The organism is Streptomyces cinnamoneus (assembly GCF_002939475.1).
GTDB classification, from domain to species: Bacteria; Actinomycetota; Actinomycetes; order Streptomycetales; family Streptomycetaceae; genus Streptomyces; species Streptomyces cinnamoneus_A.
The window spans coordinates 4,108,266-4,130,115 of record NZ_PKFQ01000001.1 but is presented as its reverse complement, the minus strand read 5'-3'; the positions used below and the strand labels follow the sequence as shown (position 1 = coordinate 4,130,115).

General features: G+C 74.3%; 19 protein-coding genes. 6 read left to right on the top strand and 13 right to left on the bottom strand.

Features of this window, described 5'->3' with window-relative positions; translation table 11 throughout:
- Nucleotides 1-34: 34 nt before the first annotated feature.
- The 4 genes from purU to CYQ11_RS18220 form a co-directional block, all read right to left on the bottom strand.
- A complete protein-coding gene (gene purU / locus CYQ11_RS18235) occupies nucleotides 35-898 on the bottom strand; it encodes a formyltetrahydrofolate deformylase (RefSeq protein WP_240003625.1) in 864 nt (287 codons plus the stop codon).
- Between the two features lie 52 nt (nucleotides 899-950).
- Entirely contained in the window at nucleotides 951-1,448 is a 498-nt protein-coding gene (locus CYQ11_RS18230) for an SCO4402 family protein (RefSeq protein WP_099201870.1), read from the bottom strand.
- Nucleotides 1,449-1,504: 56 nt separating this feature from the next.
- Nucleotides 1,505-3,055: a hypothetical protein gene (locus CYQ11_RS18225; RefSeq protein WP_099201755.1), complete on the bottom strand. Its 1,551-nt coding sequence runs from the start codon at nucleotides 3,053-3,055 to the stop codon at nucleotides 1,505-1,507.
- Between the two features lie 164 nt (nucleotides 3,056-3,219).
- The gene (locus CYQ11_RS18220) at nucleotides 3,220-4,608 is read right to left on the bottom strand and encodes an NsdA family TPR-like regulatory protein (protein WP_099201756.1); all 1,389 of its coding nucleotides are present in this window, start codon (nucleotides 4,606-4,608) and stop codon (nucleotides 3,220-3,222) included.
- 310 nt (nucleotides 4,609-4,918) lie between these two features.
- Here CYQ11_RS18220 and CYQ11_RS18215 point away from each other — a divergent pair, with 310 nt between their 5' ends.
- The 3 genes from CYQ11_RS18215 to CYQ11_RS18205 all read left to right on the top strand — a co-directional run bounded on the left by CYQ11_RS18215 (nucleotide 4,919) and on the right by CYQ11_RS18205 (nucleotide 8,102).
- On the top strand, nucleotides 4,919-5,593 hold the full coding sequence (locus tag CYQ11_RS18215) for a bifunctional DNA primase/polymerase (RefSeq protein ID WP_099201757.1): 675 nt from the start codon (nucleotides 4,919-4,921) through the stop codon (nucleotides 5,591-5,593).
- Nucleotides 5,594-5,703: 110 nt separating this feature from the next.
- Nucleotides 5,704-6,492 carry an ABC transporter ATP-binding protein gene (locus CYQ11_RS18210; RefSeq protein ID WP_240003626.1) on the top strand — a complete coding sequence of 263 codons (789 nt, stop codon included), beginning with the start codon at nucleotides 5,704-5,706 and terminating at the stop codon, nucleotides 6,490-6,492.
- On the top strand, nucleotides 6,489-8,102 hold the full coding sequence (locus tag CYQ11_RS18205; protein ID WP_099201758.1) for a transporter: 1,614 nt from the start codon (nucleotides 6,489-6,491) through the stop codon (nucleotides 8,100-8,102). The genes CYQ11_RS18210 and CYQ11_RS18205 overlap by 4 nt, the downstream gene beginning before the upstream one ends.
- 7 nt (nucleotides 8,103-8,109) lie before the next feature.
- Here CYQ11_RS18205 and CYQ11_RS18200 read toward each other — a convergent pair whose 3' ends face one another.
- The 3 genes from CYQ11_RS18200 to CYQ11_RS18190 form a co-directional block, all read right to left on the bottom strand.
- The gene (locus tag CYQ11_RS18200; protein WP_099201759.1) at nucleotides 8,110-9,552 is read right to left on the bottom strand and encodes an FAD-dependent monooxygenase; all 1,443 of its coding nucleotides are present in this window, start codon (nucleotides 9,550-9,552) and stop codon (nucleotides 8,110-8,112) included.
- Nucleotides 9,553-9,685: 133 nt separating this feature from the next.
- A complete protein-coding gene (locus CYQ11_RS18195) occupies nucleotides 9,686-10,600 on the bottom strand; it encodes an alpha/beta fold hydrolase (RefSeq protein WP_099201760.1) in 915 nt (304 codons plus the stop codon).
- A gap of 490 nt (nucleotides 10,601-11,090) precedes the next feature.
- A complete protein-coding gene (locus tag CYQ11_RS18190; RefSeq protein ID WP_099201761.1) occupies nucleotides 11,091-11,783 on the bottom strand; it encodes an iron-dependent transcriptional repressor DtxR in 693 nt (230 codons plus the stop codon).
- Between the two features lie 197 nt (nucleotides 11,784-11,980).
- Here CYQ11_RS18190 and CYQ11_RS18185 point away from each other — a divergent pair, with 197 nt between their 5' ends.
- Nucleotides 11,981-12,736 (top strand): SIS domain-containing protein, encoded by a 756-nt coding sequence (locus CYQ11_RS18185; protein WP_099201762.1) that lies wholly within the window; start codon nucleotides 11,981-11,983, stop codon nucleotides 12,734-12,736.
- 19 nt (nucleotides 12,737-12,755) lie between these two features.
- On the opposite strand, the gene CYQ11_RS18180 is transcribed toward CYQ11_RS18185, so the two are convergent.
- Together CYQ11_RS18180 and pdxH are read right to left on the bottom strand one after the other, a co-directional pair.
- Nucleotides 12,756-14,126, bottom strand: a complete 1,371-nt coding sequence (locus CYQ11_RS18180; protein ID WP_240003627.1) for a PAS domain-containing protein — start codon at nucleotides 14,124-14,126, stop codon at nucleotides 12,756-12,758.
- A gap of 433 nt (nucleotides 14,127-14,559) precedes the next feature.
- Complete coding sequence (gene pdxH, locus CYQ11_RS18175; RefSeq protein ID WP_099201873.1) at nucleotides 14,560-15,189, bottom strand: pyridoxamine 5'-phosphate oxidase; 630 nt, start codon at nucleotides 15,187-15,189, stop codon at nucleotides 14,560-14,562.
- A 521-nt stretch (nucleotides 15,190-15,710) separates the two neighbouring features.
- On the opposite strand from pdxH, the gene CYQ11_RS18170 reads away from it, so the two are divergent.
- The gene (locus tag CYQ11_RS18170) at nucleotides 15,711-16,811 is read left to right on the top strand and encodes a citrate synthase 2 (RefSeq protein ID WP_099201763.1); all 1,101 of its coding nucleotides are present in this window, start codon (nucleotides 15,711-15,713) and stop codon (nucleotides 16,809-16,811) included.
- A gap of 69 nt (nucleotides 16,812-16,880) precedes the next feature.
- Here CYQ11_RS18170 and CYQ11_RS18165 read toward each other — a convergent pair whose 3' ends face one another.
- Nucleotides 16,881-17,303 carry an ester cyclase gene (locus CYQ11_RS18165; protein WP_099201764.1) on the bottom strand — a complete coding sequence of 141 codons (423 nt, stop codon included), beginning with the start codon at nucleotides 17,301-17,303 and terminating at the stop codon, nucleotides 16,881-16,883.
- 98 nt (nucleotides 17,304-17,401) lie between these two features.
- Here CYQ11_RS18165 and CYQ11_RS18160 point away from each other — a divergent pair, with 98 nt between their 5' ends.
- Nucleotides 17,402-18,058, top strand: coding sequence for a TetR/AcrR family transcriptional regulator C-terminal domain-containing protein (locus tag CYQ11_RS18160; protein ID WP_099201765.1), 657 nt, complete (start codon nucleotides 17,402-17,404; stop codon nucleotides 18,056-18,058).
- A gap of 73 nt (nucleotides 18,059-18,131) precedes the next feature.
- On the opposite strand, the gene CYQ11_RS18155 is transcribed toward CYQ11_RS18160, so the two are convergent.
- From CYQ11_RS18155 to CYQ11_RS18145, 3 genes are read right to left on the bottom strand one after another with little or no spacing between them, the layout of a single operon-like run.
- A complete protein-coding gene (locus tag CYQ11_RS18155; protein ID WP_099201766.1) occupies nucleotides 18,132-18,758 on the bottom strand; it encodes a TetR/AcrR family transcriptional regulator in 627 nt (208 codons plus the stop codon).
- 15 nt (nucleotides 18,759-18,773) lie between these two features.
- Nucleotides 18,774-19,943: an acyl-CoA dehydrogenase family protein gene (locus CYQ11_RS18150; protein ID WP_099201767.1), complete on the bottom strand. Its 1,170-nt coding sequence runs from the start codon at nucleotides 19,941-19,943 to the stop codon at nucleotides 18,774-18,776.
- The gene (locus CYQ11_RS18145) at nucleotides 19,940-21,850 is read right to left on the bottom strand and encodes an acetyl/propionyl/methylcrotonyl-CoA carboxylase subunit alpha (protein ID WP_099201768.1); all 1,911 of its coding nucleotides are present in this window, start codon (nucleotides 21,848-21,850) and stop codon (nucleotides 19,940-19,942) included. Before CYQ11_RS18145 ends, CYQ11_RS18150 begins: the two co-directional genes overlap by 4 nt.

Here is a 21,850-nt window from a genome sequence, read left to right as displayed (position 1 = left end):
GGCGAGGGGGCGCGAGCCCCCTCGTGGGAACCCCCTACGCGAAGACCACCGTGCGCTTGCCGTTCAGCAGCACCCGGTGCTCGCTGTGCCACTTCACCGCTCGCGCCAGCGCCTGGCACTCCACGTCGCGGCCCACCGCCACCAGCTGCTCGGGGGTGAGGTCGTGGCCCACCCGCTCGACCTCCTGCTCGATGATCGGGCCCTCGTCGAGGTCCGCGGTCACGTAGTGCGCCGTGGCACCGATCAGCTTCACGCCGCGCTCGTGCGCCTGGTGGTACGGCTTCGCGCCCTTGAAGCTCGGCAGGAAGGAGTGGTGGATGTTGATGATCCGCCCTGACAGCGCCTTGCAGAGGTCGTCGGAGAGGACCTGCATGTAGCGGGCGAGCACGACCAGCTCGACGTTCTCCGCCTGCACCAGCTCCAGCAGCCGCGCCTCCGCCTCCGGCTTGGTCTCCTTCGTCACCGGAATGTGATGGAAGGGGACGCCGTAGGAGCCCACCAGCTCGGCGAAGTCCGTGTGGTTGGAGACGACCGCCGCGATCTCCACCGGGAGCGCACCGATCCGCGAGCGGAAGAGCAGGTCGTTGAGGCAGTGCCCGAACTTGGACACCATCAGCACGATCCGCATCTTGTCGTCGGCCAGATGGATCTGCCAGTCCATGTGGAAGGAGTCCCCGACCGCCGCGAAGCTGGCCCGCAGCTTCTCCAGCGTCACCGGCGCCTCGGCGCCGAAGTGCACGCGCATGAAGAACAGGCCCGTGTCGCGGTCACCGAACTGCTGGCTGTCCTCGATGTTGCAGCCGGTCATGAAGAGGTAGCTGGACACCGCGTGCACGATGCCCTGCTTGTCCGGGCAGGAGAGAGTGAGGACGTACTGCTGTGGCTGTTCGGTGGTCATAGCCCAATAGCGTCGCATACCCGCGGACCCGTCCGGACCGCACGGCCACCCCTCAGAACGCGGTCAGCCGCGCCAGCACGGCGAGCGGGCGGGGCCGCGCCTCGGGGTCGTCGCCGTCGTTCAGCGCCAGCCTTACGTGTGCCTCCCGGGCGGCCCGTACGGCCTCCGCCCATCCGTGGTGCTCGAGGTACGCGGAGACGGGCGCGTCCGCCCCGACCTGGTGCATGATCCGCAGGACCCGCAGCACGGCGACGTCGACGAGCGCGGCCTCCCCGGAGTCCCGGAAGACCGTGCCGACGTATTTCTCGGCCGACCAGTTGTCCAGCCAGGTGTCCTCGACCAGGCGGTAGACGGCGTCGGTCACATCGCCGTACCCCTCGTGCCCGGCGAGCCAGCACTCCGTCTGGAAGACCGGGTCCGAAAGCATGTGCAGCGCGGAGCGTACGTTCGCACGCCAGCGCCACCACGGCATGTCATTGAACGGCATGCCGTCCATGGTGGTCGAGCGGCGGCCGCGACGGGAAGACTTCTCCGAACCTTGCACAGCGATCGATCGTACGTTCCCCCCGGCGGGGGCCGCGCCCGGCCCCACCGTGCCTCACGGCGTCACAGCTGCGTCCACTCGTGCGTCGTCAGCCCGTATTGCTTCGCGATCGGGTTCCACAGGTCCGCCGCCTTCTTCTTCGCGGTCGTGGCGTCCGCGCTGGCCCGGTCCCCGAGGACGCTGTCCTTGCTGGGGCGGGCGTGCCCTCCGGCGCAGCCCTTCTTGCCGTCCGTCTGGCGCGCCCACGCCGCGTAGTGGCTGTCCGCCGCTGCCGACGACTTCCACGCCTTCGCCAGCTGGGCCTTGAGCTCCGCGTTGTCGCCCGGCAGCTTGTCGACCGCCGTCTGGTCCAGGCGGCCCACGAGGGCGTTGCGCTGGCCCGCGGCGTCGCGGAGGTCGGCGGCGGACTTGTCCAGGTCCTTGCAGTTCCGGGTGGAGTCGACGGCCTTGATGACGGCGTCCCGGCTGTTGTTGCTGTCCTTCAGCAGCGCGTCCAGCGCCTTGGCCTGCGCCTCGGCCGGGTCGGCGGGCTTCGCCGAGCCGTCCGGTGTGGGCTGGGCGGGGTCCTTGCCCTTGTCCTTCGCCCCCTCGCTCGGCGCCGGGCTGGCCACGGCGGTGTTCTCCTTGCCGCTCTTGTCGTCGTCCCCGCCGCTGAGCAGGGCGCCGGCCCCGAGTCCGGCCACGGCGCAGCCCGCGACCACAGCGGTGATCACCAGCGCGGGCGGCTTCTTCCTCGGGCGGCGCGACGCCGCCGGTGCCGCGGCCCGGGAAGCGGGCGGGGGTGGCGGCGGGGCGGCCGCCATCGGCGACGGGGCCGCGGGCCGGGCCGGCGGCACGGGGGGCAGGTGCTGTGTCGGCGCGGCGGCGCGGAACAGCGTGTCGAACTCGGCGGGCGGCGGCCGCTCGCCCTCCCGGGCCATCACGGTGAAGGGCGTCGCGGCGCCCGGGCCGCTCCCGGCGCCCGCACCGGGCCCGCCCACCGGCGGCAGGAAGGCGGTCGCCTCGGCGTCACCCGGACCGGCGGGGACCGCGCCACCGCCCACCGGCGGCAGGAACGCCGTCGCCTCCGCGTCACCCGGGCGGGCGGGGCCCGCGCCGCCACCCACGGGCGGCAGGAACGCCGTCGCGTCGGCGTCACCCGGGCGCGAGGGGCCCGCGCCACCGCTCACCGGCGGCAGGAAGGCGGTCGCCTCCGCGTCGCTCGTGCGCTGCGGTGCCGGACGGTACTCGTCCGCGTTGACCACGGGCGGAAGGTACTGCGTCGCCGGTGCGTCCGCCGGCGGCGGGGACAGCAACTGCGTGGCCTCGGAGGCCGAATCCGCTATGCCGGGTATGGGAGGTATGCCGCCGCCCGTGCCCCCGACGCCCGCGCCGGGCGGGGCCGGCGGCGCCGCGTACGGCCGGGGCGGCAGCGGGGTGCCCGGCATGGGCGCCCCGCCCACGGGCGGCAGGTACTGGGTGGCCTCCGAGTCGCCCGGCGGGTTCTCCGGCGGCAGCGGAGCGCGCCCGGCGGCGGGCTGCCAGGGGGCACCCCACTCCGGCGCGGGCCGCGCCGGCGGCTCGGGCGGGGCCGCAGGCACCCGCGGCTCGTTTCCCTGTCCGCTCTGCGTCACCGGGACTCCTCATGCTGTAACGGGACTTACGTGACCGGCGGCTCACGCTACCGGGTCGCCCCGGCCCTCGGCCAAGCACCGCCGCATCACCCCGCCCGCAGCACGGATCGTCCCGGGCCGCCCCGGACCCCGGACCGGACGTTCCGGACCCCGGGGCGGCCTCCTCACGCCGCCTGCATCTCCATCCGCGCGCCGAACTCCCGCACCACCGGCTCGTCCCGGTACGGCTCCAGCCGCTGCTGGAAGTCGTCGAGGTACTCCGACCCCCGGTTGGAGCGCAGGGTGCCCAGGAGTTCCAGGGCCCGCGTGCCCGTCACACAGGCCTCCTCCACCTCACGCTGCTGGACGTGCGCGGTGGCCAGCAGCAGCAGGTCGATCGCCCGCCGGCGCACCCTGCCCCGGGGGTGGGCCGCCAGCGCGTCCTCGGCGTGCCGCCGCGCGGGTTCCGCCTGGCCGAGGTCGCGGTGACAGTGCGCCAGTTCGTCCGAGAGGTAGGCCCGGTCGAAGTGGCGGATCCACGGCGGGTCGTCGCCGGAGTCCGTGCCGTTGTCCGCGGCTTCGAGCCGCGTGACGGCCCGGGAGGCCACCACCTGGCAGGAGCGTGCGTCACCGAGCAGCGCGTGGCCGCGCGCCTCGGCCGCGTAGAACATCGCCTCCGCCCGGGGCGTCACATGGCCCCGCGCCCCCTCCTGCGCCGCCTTGGCCAGTTGTGCGATCTCCCGGGGGTTGCCCAGGGACGCGGCGAGGTGGCTCATGCTGGCGGCCAGGACGTAGCCGCCGTAGCCACGGTCGCCGGCGGCCTGGGCCAGGCGCAGCGCCTGGATGTAGTAGCGCTGGGCCAGGCCCGGCTGGCCGGTGTCGACGGCCATGTAGCCCGCCAGTTCGGTCAGCCGGGCGACGGCGGCGAAGAGGTCCCTGCCGACGGCCTCCCGGTACGAGCCGGCCAGCAGCCCGGAGACGACGCTGTTGAGGTAGTGCACCACCACGGGGCGCACGTGGCCGCTGCCGTAGCGGTGGTCGAGTTCGACCAGCGCCTCCGTGGTGGCCCGCACGGCCTCGACGTCGGACGGGCCGACGCGGGCGCCCGCGTTCCGGGCGACCTGGGGGTCGGCGGCGGTGATCAGCCAGTCGCGGCTGGGCTCGACGAGGGCCGAGGAGGCCACCGACGTGCCGCTGAGGAAGTCGCGGCGGCCGACGTCGCTGCGCCACAGTTCGCAGACCTGCTCGATGGCGCCCAGGACGGTCGGGGAGAACTGGAGTCCCACGCCCGAGGCGAGGTTCTTGCCGTTGGCCATGCCGATCTCGTCGATCGTCACCGAGCGGCCCAGCTTGCGGCCGAGGGCCTCGGCGATGACGGCCGGCGCCCGGCCCCTCGGCTGCTGACCGCGCAGCCAGCGGGCTACGGAAGTCTTGTCGTACCGCAGGTCCAGACCGTGCTCGGCGCCGCACATATTGACTCGGCGGGCCAACCCGGCGTTGGAACAGCCGGCTTCCTGGATGAGCGCTTGCAGCCGTTCGTTCGGCTGCCGCGCGACGAGTGGCCGTGCGGCCATGGCTTACCCCCTGAGACTGCTATGCGTTCGCGATGAGAACCGCGAGATGCGGAAGTGCTGAGCCAGCTGTGAACGCCTTCTCCCGTGATCTTTGCCCCCCTGATATGCGGAGAATGCAGGACTTGCCGGTATTGACATCAATAGCGGCAATGACCTAAGTCAGCGTCCGCCGCCCAGGTGGCTACCCCTTCGCGGCGGCGAACCCCCGCCTGCGCCCCCGTCCATGCATCCGTGCGCCCCGTGTGCTGTCACCGGCCGTTGCGACGAGCGTGCGCCAGAGCCGTAACCCCTGGTGACAAGGGGAGTTGTGATGAACGTGGAAGAGACCATCGGAGTTGGAGCCCCGCACATCCCCCAACAGCGCGCCGAGCACGTGCTCGACGCCGCGGCGAGGTACGCGGAGGACCGTCACTGGGACGTATTCGCCGGCACCTGGCTGGAAGCCGTGGAGGGAAGGGAGCGCTGCTCGTGCGGTGACCTCGACTGCCCTGCCCCGGGCGCCCATCCGGCCCGGCCCGACTGGGCCGCCCAGGCCACGGGCAGCGCGTCCACCGCGCGCCGGATGTGGGCCAAGCAGCCCCGGGCGTCGATCCTGCTGCCGACCGGCCGCACGTTCGACGCGCTCGACGTCTCCGAGTCGGCCGGGTTCCTGGCGCTGGCGCGCATGGAGCGCATGGAGATCCAGCTGGGGCCCATCACGTGCACGCCGTTCCGCAGGATGCTGTTCTTCGTGCTGCCCGGCGGGGCGCTCAAGGTCGCCGACGAGGTGCGCAAGCTGGGCTGGGCGCCCTCCTCGCTCGACCTCGTCGCCCGGGGCGAGGGTGACTACGTGGTCGCTCCCCCGACCCGCATCGGCAGCCGCGGCCGGGTGCAGTGGGCGCGCCAGCCCACCGCCGCCAACCGCTGGCTGCCGGACGCGCAGGAGCTGGTCAGCGCCCTGTCCTACGCCTGCGGCCGCGAGGCGGCACTGACCCGGAGCCGGTGACTGCGCCGCTCTGTCCCCGCCCCTCGAAGCCCTAGGGTGGCCCGGGGGGCGGGGGTGTGTTCCGTCCCCAACACGTCATCGAGCACGACCAACGGGGATCGGGGCAAGCAGTGGGACAGGACGACATATCCGCGGCGGCGGCCGTACGCATCGAGGGTCTGTGGAAGCGGTTCGGCGAGCAGGTCGCGGTCGCCGGCATCGACCTGGAACTGCCCGCGGGCCGGTTCGTCGGGCTGGTGGGCCCCAACGGCGCCGGCAAGACCACGACCCTCTCGATGATCACCGGGCTGCTGCGGCCCGACTCCGGTCGGGTCGAGATCGCCGGCCACGACGTATGGCAGGATCCGGCCGCCGTCAAGGCGCGCATCGGTGTACTCCCCGAGGGCTTGCGGATGTTCGAGCGCCTCTCGGGGCGCGAACTGCTCGCGTACACGGGCCGGCTGCGCGGGCTGCCCGGCGACGAGGTGGACCAGCGCGCCACCCAGCTCCTGGACGTCCTCGACCTCGCGGGCGCCCAGCACAAGCTCGTCATCGACTACTCCACCGGCATGCGCAAGAAGATCGGCCTCGCCGCCGCACTGCTCCACAACCCCGAAGTCCTCTTCCTCGACGAACCGTTCGAAGGCGTGGATCCCGTCTCGGCCCAGACCATCCGCACCGTGCTGGAGCGCTACACCGCCTCGGGCGCCACGGTCGTCTTCTCCAGCCACGTCATGGAACTGGTCGAGTCGCTGTGCTCCTGGGTCGCGGTGATGGCCGGGGGCCGCATCCGCGCCCAGGGGCCGCTCGCCGAGGTGCGCGGGGACGCCGCCTCCCTCCAGGAGGCGTTCCTCGCCCTGGTCGGCGCCCGGGGCCGGGCCCAGGACGACAGCCTCGACTGGCTCGGCGGCGCCCGATGAGCGCCCCGGCACCCACCCTCCTCGCCACCTTCGTCCGCCTCAAGCTCTCGCTCCTGCGGAACGGCCTGCGCCAGTCCTCGGGCCGCAGGGCGGTCTTCGTCACCGCGATCGTCCTCACCGGCCTCTTCGCGGCGCTCCAGTTCCTCGGCCTGTGGGCGCTGCGCGGCGAGGAGCACGCCGCGGCCCTCACCGTGCCGCTCGCGGCGCTGACGGCGCTCGGCTGGGCGTTCGTCCCCCTGTTCTTCCCCGGCGGGGACGAGACGCTCGACGCGTCCAAGCTCGTGATGCTGCCGTTGCGCACGACGCCCCTGGTGGTCGCCCTGCTCGCGGCCTCCCTGGTCGGCATCGGCCCGGCCTTCACCCTGGTCCTCTTCCTCGGCTCGGTCGTCGCGACGGCGCACGGCGCCGCGGCATGGGCCGTCGGCCTCCCCGCCTCGGTGATGGCGCTGCTGCTGTGCCTGGCACTGGCCCGGGCGGTCGCGACCGCGAACGTCCGGCTGCTGACCAGCCGCAAGGGCAAGGAGATGGCCCTCCTCAGCGGCGTGATCATCGCCGTCGGCATGCAGCTCGTGAACCTCGGCATGTCCAAGGTCAACGCCGTCGGCGGCCTCGCCCGGCTGGAGCCGGCCGCGGACGTGCTGCGCTGGGTGCCGCCGGGCTCGGCCCTGGACGCCGTGCGGGCGGCCGGGGAGGGCGCCTACGGGCAGGCGGCGGCCGAACTGGCCCTGACGGCCGCCGTGCTCGCCGCGGTGCTGTGGTGGTGGCAGCGCGGCCTGACCAAGGTCATGACCTCGGGGGACGCCTCGACGCTCCCCGCCGCCTCGCCCGCCGGCAAGGGCGGCTCCCGGGCCGGCGCCACCGGCGGCCTGCCCGGCTGGCTGCCTCCGGGGCGACCCGGCGCGGTCGTCTTCCGCTCGCTGCGCTACATCGGCCGCGACCCCAAGACGCGGATGGCGTGGACGTCCGCGCTGCTGGTCGGCCTCGTGGTGCCCGCCGTCAACGCGGCGCAGGGCAACGCCAGCGTCTACTGGTCGTTCTTCGCGGCCACCATGCTCGGCATGCAGACGTACAACCAGTTCGGCCAGGACGGTTCGGCGTTCTGGATGGTCCTCCAGACGATCGCCTCGCCCCGCGACGCCTATCTGGAGCTGCGCTCGCGCACGGTGGCCCTGGCGGTCATCGCGGTGCCGTACGTGACGCTGGTGGCGCTCGTCTCGGCCGCGATCGCCGGTGACTGGCGGGCCCTGCCGACCGTGTGGGGGCTCTGCCTGGCGCTGGTCGGCGCGCTGTTCGCGACGGGCGCGCTGGCGTCCACGCACTACCCCTACTCCGTCCCGCAGGAGGGGGCGTTCAAGAACGTCGCGCCCGGCCAGGGCGGCATCGCCTGGATGAGCCTGTTCCTCGGCGCCCTGGTGAGCGCGGCCCTGTGCGCGCCGGTCGTGGGACTGGCGGTGTGGCTGCACTCGCTGGGCTCCGCCGCGGCGCTGTGGGCCCTCGTGCCGGTCGGCGCCGCCTACGGCCTGTCGGTCACCTGGGCGGGGCTGCGCGTCGCCGCCCCGCGGACCGCCGCCCGGCTGCCGGAGATCCTGGCGGCGGTGAACAAGGGCTGACTCCCGCTCAGACCGTCTCCGCGGCCCGCTCCACATAGGCGTCGGGCCGCACGAGGAGGCTCGTCCCGCTCGCGTCGGCGCGGGTGACGGTGGTGACGGGCATGCCGCCGCCGTCCGCAGGGGCCTTCGCACCGCGCGGCAGGACGCGGACGTACGTGCCGCCGCGCAGGGCCTCGTACAGCCGCGTGGGGCCCTTGCCGTCGCCGGTCTCGGCCAGCGGCAGGTCGGGGGCCCGGTGGCCGGTCAGCGGATGGGAGCCGCGCGGGGCGGGGTAGGAGATGCCGATGCCGGAGACGAAGAGCGCGCCGCGGCGGACGACCCCGGGCGCGGCGAACGCCCCGGCGATGGCGGCGTTGCGCAGGCCCCGCTTCACGCGCGAGCCCGCGAGGGCCGCGCGCACCAGGCCGCCGCTCAGCCGCAGGACGCCCCGGCCCACGGGGTGGCGCTCCGCGTCGTAGCTGTCCAGCAGGTCGTCCGACGCCTGGCCGTGGACGACGGCGGCCAGCTTCCAGCCGAGGTTGGCGGCGTCCTGCAGGCCGGTGTTCATCCCCATGCCGCCGGCCGGGGAGTGGACGTGCGCGGCGTCGCCCGCCAGGAAGACCCGTCCGTCCCGGTAGCGGGGCACCTGGCGCTCGTCGCTGTGGAAGCGGGAGGTCCAGCGGGCGTCGCGCATGCCGAAGTCGGTGCCGTAGCAGGCGCGGACGAGGGCCCGCAGGCCCTCCATGTCGACCGGTGCGTCGGACGGCAGGTCACAGCCCCGCTCCCAGGCGATGACGCGGTACCAGCCGTCGCCGAAGGAGGCGAGGAACACGAAGCCCTCGTCCCCGGTCCGCACGGTGGGCGTCTGGGCGGGCGCGGAGTCCAGCCGCACGTCGGCGAGCATGACGGACCGCACGACGCTGTGGCCGGGGAAGGGCATGCCGAGCGCCTCGCGCACGGCGCTGTGCACGCCGTCGGCGCCCACGGCGTACCGGGCGCGCAGGGTGTACGACGCCCCGTCGGTGCCGGGGCCCGGGCCGACGTCGACGCTCACGCCGTGGGCGTCCTGCCGCAGCCCGGTCACCCGGGCGCCGCGGCGGATCTCCACGCCGTGCCGCACGGCCCGGTCCTGGAGGACCCGTTCGGTCTCGTACTGCGGCGTCATCAGGACGCCGGCGAAGCGGGTGGGCAGACCGGTCAGATCGATCCGGGCGGGGCCGAAGAGGCGCAGGCCCGGGAGGAAGGTGCCCGTCTCCATGAGCTTCTCGGCGACTGAGCGGATGTCGAGCACCTCAAGGGTGCGGGCGTGGACGGCGAAGGCGCGGGTGAGGTTGGACTCCTGGTCGCGCCGCTCCAGCAGGACGACCCGCACGCCGGCGGCGGCGAGGTCGCCCGCGAGCAGCAGGCCGGTGGGGCCGGCTCCGACGACCAGGACGTCGGCGTCGGCCTCAGGACCGGTAGGGGGTGACATGGCGGCTCCCGGTGGGTGCGTCCGCGTGGCTGCGCGGGGGTGTCGCGCACTGGTCTGCGTAGTTCCAGTGGACACCCGGCGCCCACCTATGTCAACGCCTGTTGAATTAATTCGGCCACCCCTCGGACACCCCCTAGGCCGGCACCGCCGCCTTCAGGAAGGGCTCGGCGGCCCGGCGCCAGCCGTCCGGCTGGTCGTAGTGGGCGAGGTGCCCGGCGTCGGGGATCTCGGCGTAGCGGCCGCGGGGCAGGACGCGGACCATCTCCTGGGCCTCGGCCCGGCCCAGCGCGCCGTCCAAGCCGCGCACGACCAAGGTGGGGCACTCGACCAGGGCCAGCTCCTCCCAGTGCGCGTCATGGGCGTAGGCCTCGCGGGCCTGGAGCATCTGCCGGCGGAAGAACAGCGGGCGCCAGCCGTCGGCGCGCTCGGCCATCACCTCGGCGTAGAAGTCGCCGCGGGCGGGGGCGGGCCGCTCCAGCGTGGGATCGTCCTCGCCGAACCACTTGCGGACGTCCGCCAGCGTGGTGAACGGCACGGGCCAGGACTTGAACCACTCGCTCCACTCGCGCTGGGTGGCCGCGCCCAGGGCGGAGGCCCGCATGTCGCAGATCACCAGCGCGCGGACCAGGTCGGGCCGGCGGGCCGCCAGCTGCCAGGCGGTGAGGGCGCCCATGGCGTGGCCGATGAGGGTGACGGGGGCGAGGCCGAGCTGCTCGACGGCGGCCTCGGCGTCGGCGACATATGCCTCGCGGACGTAGGGACCGCTGACGGGCTTGTCACTGCGGCCGTGGCCGCGCTGGTCGAGGGCCACCGTGCGGTAGCGGCCGGAGAGCCAGCGGGCCGTGTCCGCCCAGTGCACGGCCCGGCCCAGCAGGCCGTGCAGCAGCAGCACTCCGCCCCGCCCCCCGCCGCCGGCCCGCCCGGCGCCGCCCGCCCCGGACCGGCCACCGCACCGGCCACCGGCGCCGCCCGTCCTGGACGGCTCGGCGAACTCCCAGGCGGCGAGCCGCACTCCGCCGCTTCCGGTCACCTCGATACGCCGCACCATGAGCCCTGGCACCCCCTCATCTCCCCCGAGCAGCTCTACCTACGGAAGCCTATGGAACTTCCATTCGAATGAACCGCTGTCGCGCGCAACACCCCTCGTTCGAGTGACCAACCGGCAGGGTTGGTCGTTCGCGCCCAGGGGAGAAATCGACCTGGGCGCGGACCGCTCGGGGAAGAAGGTCCGCGAGGCGCACCCTGGGAGCTCGGGGCTCCGGGTCGCCACGGGGGAGAACGGGGAGGCGGGGCCCCGGCCGCCCGTGAGGGCGCCGGGGCCCTTCGACGTCGTGCGAGGGCCCCGCGGCCCCGGGCCCGCTGACCCGACATCCCCGGCCCCCTCCCCCGCTCGACGGCGCGCATATGCGGTCCGGTCCTCAGCGCCAGCGTGGCACGGCCGGGCTCCGGGCGCGCCGTTTCCGCGGGGGCTCGGCAGGTTTACGTAAGGCGGGATACGTACCCGGCGCCGCCGGGCCGCGGGCCTCCGTCGAGGCCGGTCAGCGCTTGGCCACGAAGACGTGGGCGGCGATGTCCGAGACCAGCTCGGCGGCCTCGCCACTGCTGCCCACCATCACCCCGCCGGGCGACTCGGTCACGCTGACGACGGCGCCCGGCTGGACCCCGGCACGGCGCAGCGTGTACATCAGCTGGGCGTCCGTCTGAATCGGCTCGCCGATCCGGCGCACGACCACCGTCTTGCCCTCGGTGCCCGGCTCCAGGTCCATCAGGCTGACCATGCCGTCGTTGAGGAAGGGGTCGGCCTCGGCCTTCTCGCCCAGCTCCTCCAGGCCCGGGATCGGGTTGCCGTACGGCGACTCGGTGGGGTGGCGCAGGAGCTCCAGGACGCGGCGCTCCACGGCCTCGCTCATCACGTGCTCCCAGCGGCAGGCCTCGGCGTGCACCTGCTCCCACTCCAGACCGATCACGTCGACCAGCAGGCACTCGGCCAGACGGTGCTTGCGCATCACGCGCGTGGCCAGCTGGCGGCCCTCCTCGGTCAGCTCCAGGTGACGGTCGCCGGCCACCGTGACCAGGCCGTCGCGCTCCATGCGGGCCACCGTCTGGCTCACCGTCGGCCCGCTCTGGTCGAGCCGCTCGGCGATGCGGGCGCGCATGGGGACCACACCTTCCTCTTCCAGCTCAAGGATGGTGCGGAGATACATCTCCGTGGTGTCGATCAGTCCGGACATGCGGTGCCCCTCGATAAGTCGTGCGCTGGCCCTGGACTCAATTCTGACGCATGGCACCGACAACCGGGCCGCGTACGCCCGCGCCGCCACTCCCCGTATTGACACGGCCGCCGTCCACACCGCAACGTGATCCGCGCCACGAGAGGGGCGGCGAGGCCGCGCGCCCCCGCCGGACCGAGCCGAGGAGACCCGCAGCGATGAGCGAGAACAAGCTGGCCGGCCAGTTCTTCGACGCCGCGATCGAGCTGCTGCGCCGGGTCCGCGACGAGGAGGCCGGGAACATCGCGGCCGCCGGTGCCGCGATGGCCGACGCGGTGGCGGCCGGCGGCCGGCTCTTCGTCTTCGGCGCCGGTCACTCCTCGCTCCCCGCCCAGGACGTGGTCTACCGCGCCGGGGGCCTGGCGCTGGTGAACCTCCTGGTGGTGCCCGGCGTCATCGGCGTCGACGTCATGCCGGCCACGCTGGGCAGCGCGCTGGAGCGCGTGGACGGCCTGGCCGGGGCCGTGCTGGACACCAGTCCCGTCCAGGCCGGCGACGTCCTGGTCGTGGTCTCGCTGTCCGGCCGCAACTCCCTGCCCGTGGAGATGGCCCTGAACGCCCGGGCGCTCGGGCTCAAGGTCGTCGGCGTCACGTCGCTGGCGTACGCGCGCGAGACGAAGTCACGGCACGCGTCGGGGACGTTCCTGCGCGACCACTGCGACATCGTGATCGACAGCAAGATCGCGGTCGGGGACGCGGAGCTGGCGGCCGAGGGGATCGCGGCGCCGTTCGCGCCCGCGTCGACGGTCGTCACCAGCGCCGTCATGCAGGCCGTCGTCGCGGCCGCGGCCGGCGAGCTCGCGTCCCGGGGCGTCGAGCCCCCGATGCTCCGGTCCGGGAACGTGGACGGGGGCCACGAGTGGAACGGGCGGGTGCTGGAGGAGTACGGGGACCGGATCTTCTTCCGGCACTGAGGCCCGTCCGGCCGGGAGGCTATCCCCCCACCGCCGCCGCCAGGTCGATCGCCGCCGCGACCCGGGACGCGATGTCCTCCGCGTAGGCGGCGTCCGCCCGGTCGAAGGGCCGCCGCGACGCCCCGCGCAGGAAGGTGACCGCGCCCATCGTGCGCCCCCGGCTCCGCAGGGCCGTCGCGAGGCCGTGCCGGGTGCCGTCCGGCCACTTGTGGTCGGCGGCCCACGAGACCGAGCGGTCCGTGGCCGCCCGCACCGAGCCGCAGCGCTCGACCGCCTGGAGGGCCGGATGGCCCTCCCGGTACGCCACCGGCAGGCCCCCGCCGACCGGCAGCGCGCCCGGGCCCGGTACCCCCGCGGGGGTCGTGGCCGCGCGGACCAGCCGGACCGGGCCCTCCGGCGCCGCCTCCGGCTCCGGCAGCAGGTCGATCAGGGCGTGGTCGGCGAAGCCCGCGAGGGCGAAGTCCATGTAGAGGACCGCCGCCTCCATGGGGTCCTCGCACTCCGCGACCGCCCGCCCCGCGCGGTGCAGCTGACTGCCCCGGAAGCGCAGCCGCGCGCTCTCCTGCTCGGCCAGGCGCGTCTTCGTCACGTCCAGGAACAGCCAGGCCACGCCCAGCGGCACGGGCTCCTCGGCCAGCGGACTGGCCAGCCGCAGGAAGCCGCTGCGCCAGCAGCGCCGCTCGGGCGGCAGCGTGCCGCCGCGCGGGTCGCGCACGGTCACCCACAGCTCGCTGGGTTCCGGGGGCGTCCCCGCGGCCAGCACGTGCTGGATCGCCCCTTCCAGTTCCTCCACGCCCTGTTCGAGGAGGTCGCCCAGGGGGCGTCCCAGCAGGGCCGTGCGGCTGGTGCGCAGGGCACGCGCGGCGTGGGCGTTGGCCAGCGCCGGGCGCAGGTCCGCGTCGACCAGCACCACGCCCCACGCCGAGGCCTCCCCGAACAGCGCCTCGCTCAGCGCGACCGACCGCTCCAGGTCGATCTGCGTGTGCACCTCGCTGAACGCGCAGTACACCCCGGCCGGTCTGCCGTCCGCGCCCGGCACCGCGGAGGACTGGACGCGCACGAGCACCCTGCCGCCGTCCTTGGTGAGCAGCGCGAACTCGTCCACCTGCCGGCCCGGTGCCGTCATCGCGCCCAGCAGCCGGGCGGTGACCTCCTGGGCGTCGGCCTCGCGCACCGCCCATCCCGTGAGGCCGTGCCGGCCGACCGCCTCGGCGGCGGACCAGCCCAGTATCCGCTCGGCCTCGCGGTTCCAGTGGGTGACCGTGCCGTCCGCGTCGAAGGCGCACAGCGCGGCGTCCATGCCGTCGAGGAGGGCCGCGAGGAGGTCGTGGTCGTCGGTGTCCGGGGCCGCTCCCTGGCGGGCGGGGCCGGACTGGTGTGGAGCCGTCACGAGATACCCCCTGCCGGCCGCGTCTGCGTGTCCTGCACGACCGGCATTCAACTCGACGCCGGCGGGGACCACACCGTCTTCGGCGAAATCGATGCCCACGGATATTCGCTTGCCGGTCCCGAGGGGCGGTTCCTAGGCTGTGGAGCACACGAGAAGGGAGGTGGTTCGGGACATGATTTCTTTCCGGACGCGTGAGGTGACTGCGGGCTAGCGCCCGTCGTCGCGCACAGCGCAGCGCCGGGGTCACCACCCGGGCCGTTTCGGCCCCGGGGCGATCGCCGGCCCAATCCCAGGCAGTCACCCGATCCGTGGGCCGCCGAGTCGTCCGCTCGGCACCGCCGCGCCGCCATCCGGCGGCGTGGCGGTAGCAGCCCACGGATCGTCTGCTTTCCGGCCCGTTCCGCCGTGGCGGGCCCTCACGGGCCCCTGGTGGCTACGGGCACAGGCGCTCCACGCGCCACTCCTCGCCCTCCCCGTCGCGCACGTACCGCAGCCGGTCGTGGAGCCGGTTCGCGCGCCCCTGCCAGAACTCCACCATGTCGGGCACCACGCGGAAGCCGCCCCAGTGCGGCGGCACGGGCACGGGCTCGCCGAGCGGGTGGCGGGCCGCCATCCGGTCGTACGCCGCGTCCAGTTCCGCGCGCGAGGCCACCACCGTGGACTGCTCGCTCGCCCAGGCCCCGATCTGGGAGCCGTGCGGGCGGGAGCGGAAGTACACGGCCGTCTCCTCGGGGTCCACGCGGGAGGCCCTGCCGGTGACGACGATCTGGCGGGCGAGCGGGTACCAGGGGAAGAGCAGGGAGACGTGCGGGTTCTCCGCGATCTCCCGGGCCTTGCGGGAACCGTAGTTGGTGTAGAAGACGAAGCCGCGCGTGTCGTAGCCCTTCAGCAGGACGGACCGCGAACTGGGGCGGCCGGCGGCGTCCGCCGTGGAGACGACCATGGCGTTGGGTTCGTGCAGCTCTCCGGCGACGGCTGCCGCGAACCACAGCGCGAACTGCTCGAACGGGCCTTCCGCCAGGTCGTTCTCGGCGAGGCCCTCGGACTTGTAGTGGGCGCGCATGGCGGCGGGGTCGTGGTGGTGCTCCCCGGGGAACGCGCGATCGTCGGAATCGGACACGGCCACATCTTGCAGGAGGGGGCGGCCGCAGGAGAAGTGCGGCCGGGGAGGGCCGGCCGGGCGAACATCCGATCAACTCTTCTTCCCATCGATCGGGTGTTCGTAACCCTTACGCCGCGGAAAGCGCGTGTGCCGGACATCACCTTCCCCCGCACGAGGCCAACCCCCCAGAATCGCCAGGTGGAGAACTGTGGGACCCGCAGGTGACCGGCTATCGTGTCCCGCCCCGGCAAGCGGACCCCGGCCCCCGCGGGGCCGGACGACGCACCGGGTGAAGTACCGCCGCCCGGGGCATGACCGGGTTGACCGGAACGGACCGCGAGCCGCGTCCACGGCCGTGTAACCGCACCGGCGCCACCGCACCACCCGTCAGCCAGGAGCCGTCAGCCATCAGCCGGGCGGGCCGAGAACCCCGGCCCGGCCGACGGCAGTCGCTTGTCGAACCCACCCTGAGGAGCCGCCTGATGTCCGACTTCGTACCCGGACTCGAGGGAGTCGTCGCGTTCGAGACGGAGATCGCCGAACCCGACAAGGAAGGCGGCGCCCTCCGCTACCGCGGCGTCGACATCGAGGACTTGGTCGGCAACGTGTCCTTCGGGAACGTGTGGGGACTGCTGGTCGACGGCGCCTTCAACCCCGGCCTGCCGCCGGCCGAGCCGTTCCCCATCCCCGTGCACTCCGGTGACATCCGCGTCGACGTGCAGTCGGCGCTGGCGATGCTCGCGCCGGTCTGGGGACTGAAACCGCTCCTGGACATCGACGAGGCCACGGCCCGTGACAACCTGGCGCGGGCGGCGGTCATGGCGCTGTCGTACGTGGCCCAGTCGGCGCGCGGCCAGGGGCTGCCGATGGTGCCGCAGCGGGAGATCGACAAGGCGGAGACCGTCGTCGAGCGCTTCATGAAGCGCTGGCGCGGCGAGCCGGACCCCAAGCACGTCAAGGCCGTCGACGCCTACTGGACCTCGGCCGCCGAACACGGCATGAACGCCTCCACGTTCACCGCCCGCGTCATCGCGTCGACCGGCGCGGACGTGGCGGCGGCCCTGTCGGGCGCCGTGGGCGCCATGTCCGGCCCGCTGCACGGCGGCGCGCCCTCCCGCGTCCTCGGCATGATCGAGGAGATCGAGCGCACCGGCGACGCCGCGGCCTACGTCAGGCACGCCCTCGACCGCGGCGAGCGCCTCATGGGCTTCGGCCACCGCGTCTACCGCGCCGAGGACCCCCGGGCCCGCGTCCTGCGCCGCACGGCGAAGGAGCTGGCCGCGCCGCGTTTCGAGGTCGCGGAGGCGCTGGAGAAGGCGGCGCTGGAGGAGCTGCACAACCGCCGCCCGGACCGGGTCCTGGCCACGAACGTGGAGTTCTGGGCCGCCATCGTGCTGGACTTCGCCGAGGTGCCGGCGCACATGTTCACGTCGATGTTCACGTGTGCCCGGACGGCGGGCTGGAGCGCCCACATCCTGGAGCAGAAGCGCACCGGCCGCCTGGTCCGTCCCTCGGCCCGCTACGTCGGACCGGGCCCGCGCGACCCCCGCGAGGTCACGGGCTACCCGGACATCGCGCGCTGACCTTCCCCATGCACGGCCTGCGGCGCGTTCCCCTCCGGCGGGGGCGCGTCGCGGCGGTTCGCGGCCGGTTCAGCCGGCGGTGGGCCAGTCCCAGCCCAGCTGCAGGAACATGCCGAGCCGGTCGCTGACCGCGCGGATCTCGGCGATCCTCCCCGCCCGCACGGTGAAGATCCATATCTGCTCGACCTCGAACGAGCGCCCCGTCGGCTCGGGCATCCGCGGGTGGTGGCCGGTGTGGGTGCCGGCGGCCACGACGCGGGCCACGACCGTGTCGCCCTCGGCGACGAGCTGCCGCGGCACCACCGTGAACTCGCCGAAGGCGTCGAGCTGCTGGCGGAAGCCGTCGAAGGCCGCGCCGGGTTCGTCGGCCTCACCGTGAATGATTTTGTTGTGGTCGACGACGTCGGCCGCCAGGTACCGGCCGAAGTCGGCGACCCGCCGCTCGTTGACCGCTTGGAAGAAGTCCCCCACGACCTGCTTGCCGCTCTCCATGCCCGCCTCCGCGCTCTCAGTATTCTTACGACGTAAGAATCCGTCGGGGGATACGATGCACTTACGTTGTAAGAAAAGTCAAGGGCGGTGGATCCGGCATGGTCGCGAAGAAGCGGACACGGGGCGAGCGCGCGGGCCTGACCAGGCACCGCATCCTCGACGCCGCCCTGGAGCTCGTCGACCGCGAGGGACGCACGGCGCTGACGATGCGCCGGCTGGGCACCGAACTGGGCGTGGAGGCCATGACCCTCTACCACCACGTGCCCAACAAGGACGCGCTGCTGGACGGCCTCGTGGAGCGCGTCTTCGCCGAGGCGCTGCCCCTCGCCGACGAGGACGCCGACTGGCGCACCCTGCTGCGGACCTACGCCTTCTCCCTGCGCGAGGCCCTGCTGCGCCACCCCGGTGTGCTGCCCCTCGTCGCGGGACGCCCCGCGGTGACGCCCGCGACGCTGGACGCCGTGGAGCGCGGACTGGGGGCGCTGACCTCGGCGGGCTTCCCCCTCGGGCCGGCCGTCGACGCCCTCAACTCCCTGTCGCTCTTCGTCATCGGCCACACCGCCGCCGAGGCCGCCGGCCCCCCGGCCGACGCCCCCGGCTCGGCGGCGTGGCTGACCGGACTGGACGCCGAACGCCATCCCCTCGTCGTCGAGGCCGCCGCCACGGGAGCCGGCACGGACGACGCCCGCAGGTTCCGCTTCGCGGTCGAGGCGCTGCTGGCGGGCTTCGCGGCCACGGACCCGGCGTCCGTCTGACGACGGCGCGCCCGGCCGGCGGCCCGCGCCGGGCAGCCGGCCGCCGCGTCACCGTGACCGGCGACCGGCACCCTCAACGACCGTCGCGCACCGGCACGTCCAGGACCCCGTCCAGGATCCGCACCCACTGCTCCACCACGCGGCGCCGCCGCGCCCCGTCGTCCGTCAGCAGCGTCGCCAGCCCCAGTCCGCGCGCCATGTCCAGCAGGCCCTGGACGGTCTCGCGCACCCCCGGCGCCGTCTCGTCCGCCCGCAGCAGCTCGACGGCCATCCGGTGCGTCTCCCGGCCCACCCGCGCCTCCAGGTCCACCACGCGCCGGCGCAGCTGCGCGTGGTCGTGGGACGCGGCCACCCACAGTTGCAGCGCCGCCCGGAACAACGGCCCGGTGTACAGCTCCACGAGCTCGGTGACGATCACGTGCCGGCGCGCCGGCCCCGGCAGCGGCGACGTCGCCGCCATCAGGGTGCGCAGCGCCGCCTGCCGCTCCTCGGCGACGTGCTCCACGGCGGCGGTGAACAGGTCGTCCCGGGTGCGGAAATGGTGCTGCGCGGCACCCCGGGACACGCCCGCGCGGGCGGCCACCACGGACACCGTGGAGCCCGCCCACCCGTGCTCCGCCAGGCACGCGATGGCGGCCTCCAGCAGCCGCCGCCGCGTGGCCCGGCTGCGGTCCTGCTTGGGCACGGTCACCGCGTCCACGACGTCTCCTGCATCTCAGTAGGACTTGGGAAGGCCGAGGGTGTGGTGCGACACGTAGTTGAGGATCATCTCCCTGCTGACGGGGGCGACCCTCGCCACCCGCGCCGCCGTGATCAGCGAGGCCAGCCCGTACTCCGTGGTGAGGCCGTTGCCGCCGAGGGTGTGGACCGCGTGGTCGACGGCGTGGACGGCGGCCTCACCGGCCGCGTACTTGGCCATGTTGGCCGCCTCGCCCGCGCCGGCGTCGTCCCCCGCGTCGTAGAGGTGGGCGGCCCGGTACGTCATCAGCCGGGCCAGCTCGATCTCGATGTGCGACCGGGCGAGCGGATGGGCGACGGCCTGGTGGGCGCCGATCGGCTCGTCCCACACCCGGCGGGTACGGGCGTAGTCCACGGCCCGGTCCAGCGCGTAGCGGCCCATGCCGAGCGCGAACGCCGCCGTCATGACGCGCTCGGGGTTGAGACCCGCGAACAGCTGCAGCAGACCGGCGTCCTCGTCGCCGACGAGCGCGCCGGAGGGCAGCCGAACGTCGTCCAGCACCAGCTCGAACTGTTTCTCCGGGGCGGAGACCTCCATGGGGATGCGCCGGTACGAGAAGCCGGGCGCGTCGCGGCCGACGACGAACAGGCAGGGCTTGAGCCGGCCGGTGCGGGAGTCCTCCGTCCGGCCGACCACGAGGGTCGCGTCGGCGGTGTCCACACCCGAGATGAACACCTTCCGGCCGGTGAGCAGCCAGTCGTCGCCGTCGCGCCGGGCGGTGGTGGTGAGTCGGTGGGAGTTCGACCCCGCGTCGGGCTCGGTGATGCCGAACGCCATCTTCAGCGTGCCCGCCGCCAGGCCCGGCAGCCACGTGCGCTTCTGCTCGTCCGTGCCGAAGCGCGCGATCACGGTCCCGCAGATGGCGGGCGAGACGACCAGGAGGAGCAGCGGGCAGCCGGCGGCGCCCAGCTCCTCCAGGACGATGGCCAGTTCGGTGATCCCGCCGCCGCCTCCGCCGTACTCCGCGGGGAGGTTGACGCCGAGGTAGCCGAGCTTGCCGGCCTCGGCCCACAGCTCGTCGGTCTGGGCGCCCTCGCGGACCACCGACGCGAAGTACGCGCGGCCGTAGCGTCGCCCCAGGGCCGCGACGGCGGTGCGCAGCGCGCGGTGTTCGGGGGGTTCGGTCAGGGTGCTCACGGCGTTCATGCGGACTCCTCCTCGGTCTCGGTGACCACGGCGAGCAGTTCCCCGGTCTCGACCTGCCGGCCCGGCGCCGCGTGCAGCGCGGTGAGCGTGCCGGAGGCGGGCGCGACGACGCGGTGCTCCATCTTCATGGCCTCCAGCCACAGCAGCGGCGCCCCGGCGGTGACGACGGCGCCCACGGCGACGCCCTCCGCAAGCCGCACGACCGTGCCGGGCATGGGGGCGAGCAGGGAGCCGGGGTCCGTGTCGCGGGCGGTGGCGTCGGGGAAGCGGGGCAGGGCGGTGAGGGCGTGCGGTCCCACGTGGACGCGGGTCCCGTAGACGGCGACCGGGTGGGTCCGTCGCACGCCCCCGGTCTCCAGGACCACCCGGTCCGGGGCAGCGCTCAGCACGCGGACGCCGGGGAAGCCCTCGGGGACGAGCCCCTGCCGGGTGCACCGGTAGCGGACCTCGTGCTCGGTGCCGCCGGGCTCCGTCCGGTAGCGCTTGCTCTGCGGCTGGGAGGGCACGTTGCGCCAGGCGCCCGGGTGCCGGGAGGCGTCGGCGAGGGCGGCCACGAGGGCCGCCAGGCGTTCGCCCTCGCGCGGGACGGTCAGCTCGGGCAGGTGCCGGGCGTAGAAGCCGGTGTCCGTGCGGGCGTCCGTGAACTCCGGGTGGCGCAGGGTGCGGACGAGCAGGTCGCGGTTGGTCACCGGGCCGTGGACGCGGGCGTTCTCCAGCGCGTGGGCGAGCTTGCGGACCGCTTCGGCCCGGCTGGGGGCCCAGGCGACGACCTTGGCGAGGAGGGCGTCGTAGTGCGGGCTGACGGTGTCGCCGGCGGCGTAGCCGGTGTCCACGCGCAAGGTGCTGCCCTCCCCCGGGAAGCCGAGCGCCCGCACCACTCCCGTCTGCGGCGCGAAGTCCCGGGCCGGGTCCTCCGCGTAGAGCCGCGCCTCCACCGCGTGCCCCCTCGCCGGGGGCGGCCCGGGCGGCAGCGGCGCGCCCTCGGCGAGGCGGATCTGCAGGGCCACCAGGTCGACGCCGTACACGCGTTCCGTCACCGGGTGCTCGACCTGCAGGCGCGTGTTCATCTCCAGGAAGCAGGGCCGCCGCCCGTCCGCCGGGACCAGGAACTCGACCGTTCCCGCGCCCACGTACCCGATCGCCCGGGCGGCGTCGGTCGCGGCGCGGCACAGCGTCTTGCGCACGTCCTCCGCCAGGCCCGGGGCCGGGGCCTCCTCGATCACCTTCTGGTGGCGGCGTTGCAGCGAGCAGTCCCGCGTGCCCAGCTCCCACACCGTCCCGTGGGTGTCCGCGAGGAGCTGCACCTCCACGTGGCGGGCGCCTTCGAGGAACGGTTCGGCGAAGACCTCGCCGTCGCCGAACGCGGCCTCGGCCTCGGCGCGGGCGGACGCCAGCTCGGCCGCCAGCAGGCGTGGTTCGCGCACGATCCGCATGCCGCGGCCGCCCCCACCCGCGGCGGCCTTGAGGATGAGCGGCATGTCGGCGGCGCCCGCCGCAGCCGGGTCCACGGCCGCGAGCAGCGGCACTCCGGCGGCCGCCATGAGCGCCTTGGCGCGCGTCTTCGAGGCCATCGCCTCGATCGCCTCGGGCGGCGGCCCGATCCACACCAGTCCGGCCGCCCGGACCCGCCGGGCGAAGGCGGCGTTCTCCGACAGGAACCCGTAGCCGGGGTGGACGGCGTCCGCGCCGGCCGCCAGGGCCGCCGCCACCACCGCCTCGCCCCGCAGGTACGTGTCCCGGGGCGCCGTCCCCGGCAGCCGCACCGCGGCGTCGGCCTCGCGGACGTGCAGCGTCCCGGCGTCGGCGTCGGAGTACACGGCGACGGTGGCGACGCCCAGTTCGCGGCACGTGCGGAAGACGCGGCAGGCGATCTCACCGCGGTTGGCGACGAGCACAGAGGTAACCAT

Excerpts from the sequence above, each read along its gene's own strand:
- purU (WP_240003625.1), bottom strand. The coding sequence starts at position 898 with ATGACCACCGAACAGCCACAGCAGTACGTCCTCACTCTCTCCTGCCCG.
- CYQ11_RS18220 (WP_099201756.1), bottom strand. The coding sequence starts at position 4,608 with ATGGCCGCACGGCCACTCGTCGCGCGGCAGCCGAACGAACGGCTGCAA.
- CYQ11_RS18215 (WP_099201757.1), top strand. The coding sequence starts at position 4,919 with ATGAACGTGGAAGAGACCATCGGAGTTGGAGCCCCGCACATCCCCCAA.
- CYQ11_RS18205 (WP_099201758.1), top strand. The coding sequence starts at position 6,489 with ATGAGCGCCCCGGCACCCACCCTCCTCGCCACCTTCGTCCGCCTCAAG.
- CYQ11_RS18200 (WP_099201759.1), bottom strand. The coding sequence starts at position 9,552 with ATGTCACCCCCTACCGGTCCTGAGGCCGACGCCGACGTCCTGGTCGTC.
- CYQ11_RS18195 (WP_099201760.1), bottom strand. The coding sequence starts at position 10,600 with ATGGTGCGGCGTATCGAGGTGACCGGAAGCGGCGGAGTGCGGCTCGCC.
- CYQ11_RS18190 (WP_099201761.1), bottom strand. The coding sequence starts at position 11,783 with ATGTCCGGACTGATCGACACCACGGAGATGTATCTCCGCACCATCCTT.
- CYQ11_RS18185 (WP_099201762.1), top strand. The coding sequence starts at position 11,981 with ATGAGCGAGAACAAGCTGGCCGGCCAGTTCTTCGACGCCGCGATCGAG.
- pdxH (WP_099201873.1), bottom strand. The coding sequence starts at position 15,189 with ATGCGCGCCCACTACAAGTCCGAGGGCCTCGCCGAGAACGACCTGGCG.
- CYQ11_RS18170 (WP_099201763.1), top strand. The coding sequence starts at position 15,711 with ATGTCCGACTTCGTACCCGGACTCGAGGGAGTCGTCGCGTTCGAGACG.
- CYQ11_RS18165 (WP_099201764.1), bottom strand. The coding sequence starts at position 17,303 with ATGGAGAGCGGCAAGCAGGTCGTGGGGGACTTCTTCCAAGCGGTCAAC.
- CYQ11_RS18160 (WP_099201765.1), top strand. The coding sequence starts at position 17,402 with ATGGTCGCGAAGAAGCGGACACGGGGCGAGCGCGCGGGCCTGACCAGG.
- CYQ11_RS18150 (WP_099201767.1), bottom strand. The coding sequence starts at position 19,943 with ATGAACGCCGTGAGCACCCTGACCGAACCCCCCGAACACCGCGCGCTG.
- CYQ11_RS18145 (WP_099201768.1), bottom strand. The coding sequence starts at position 21,850 with ATGGTTACCTCTGTGCTCGTCGCCAACCGCGGTGAGATCGCCTGCCGC.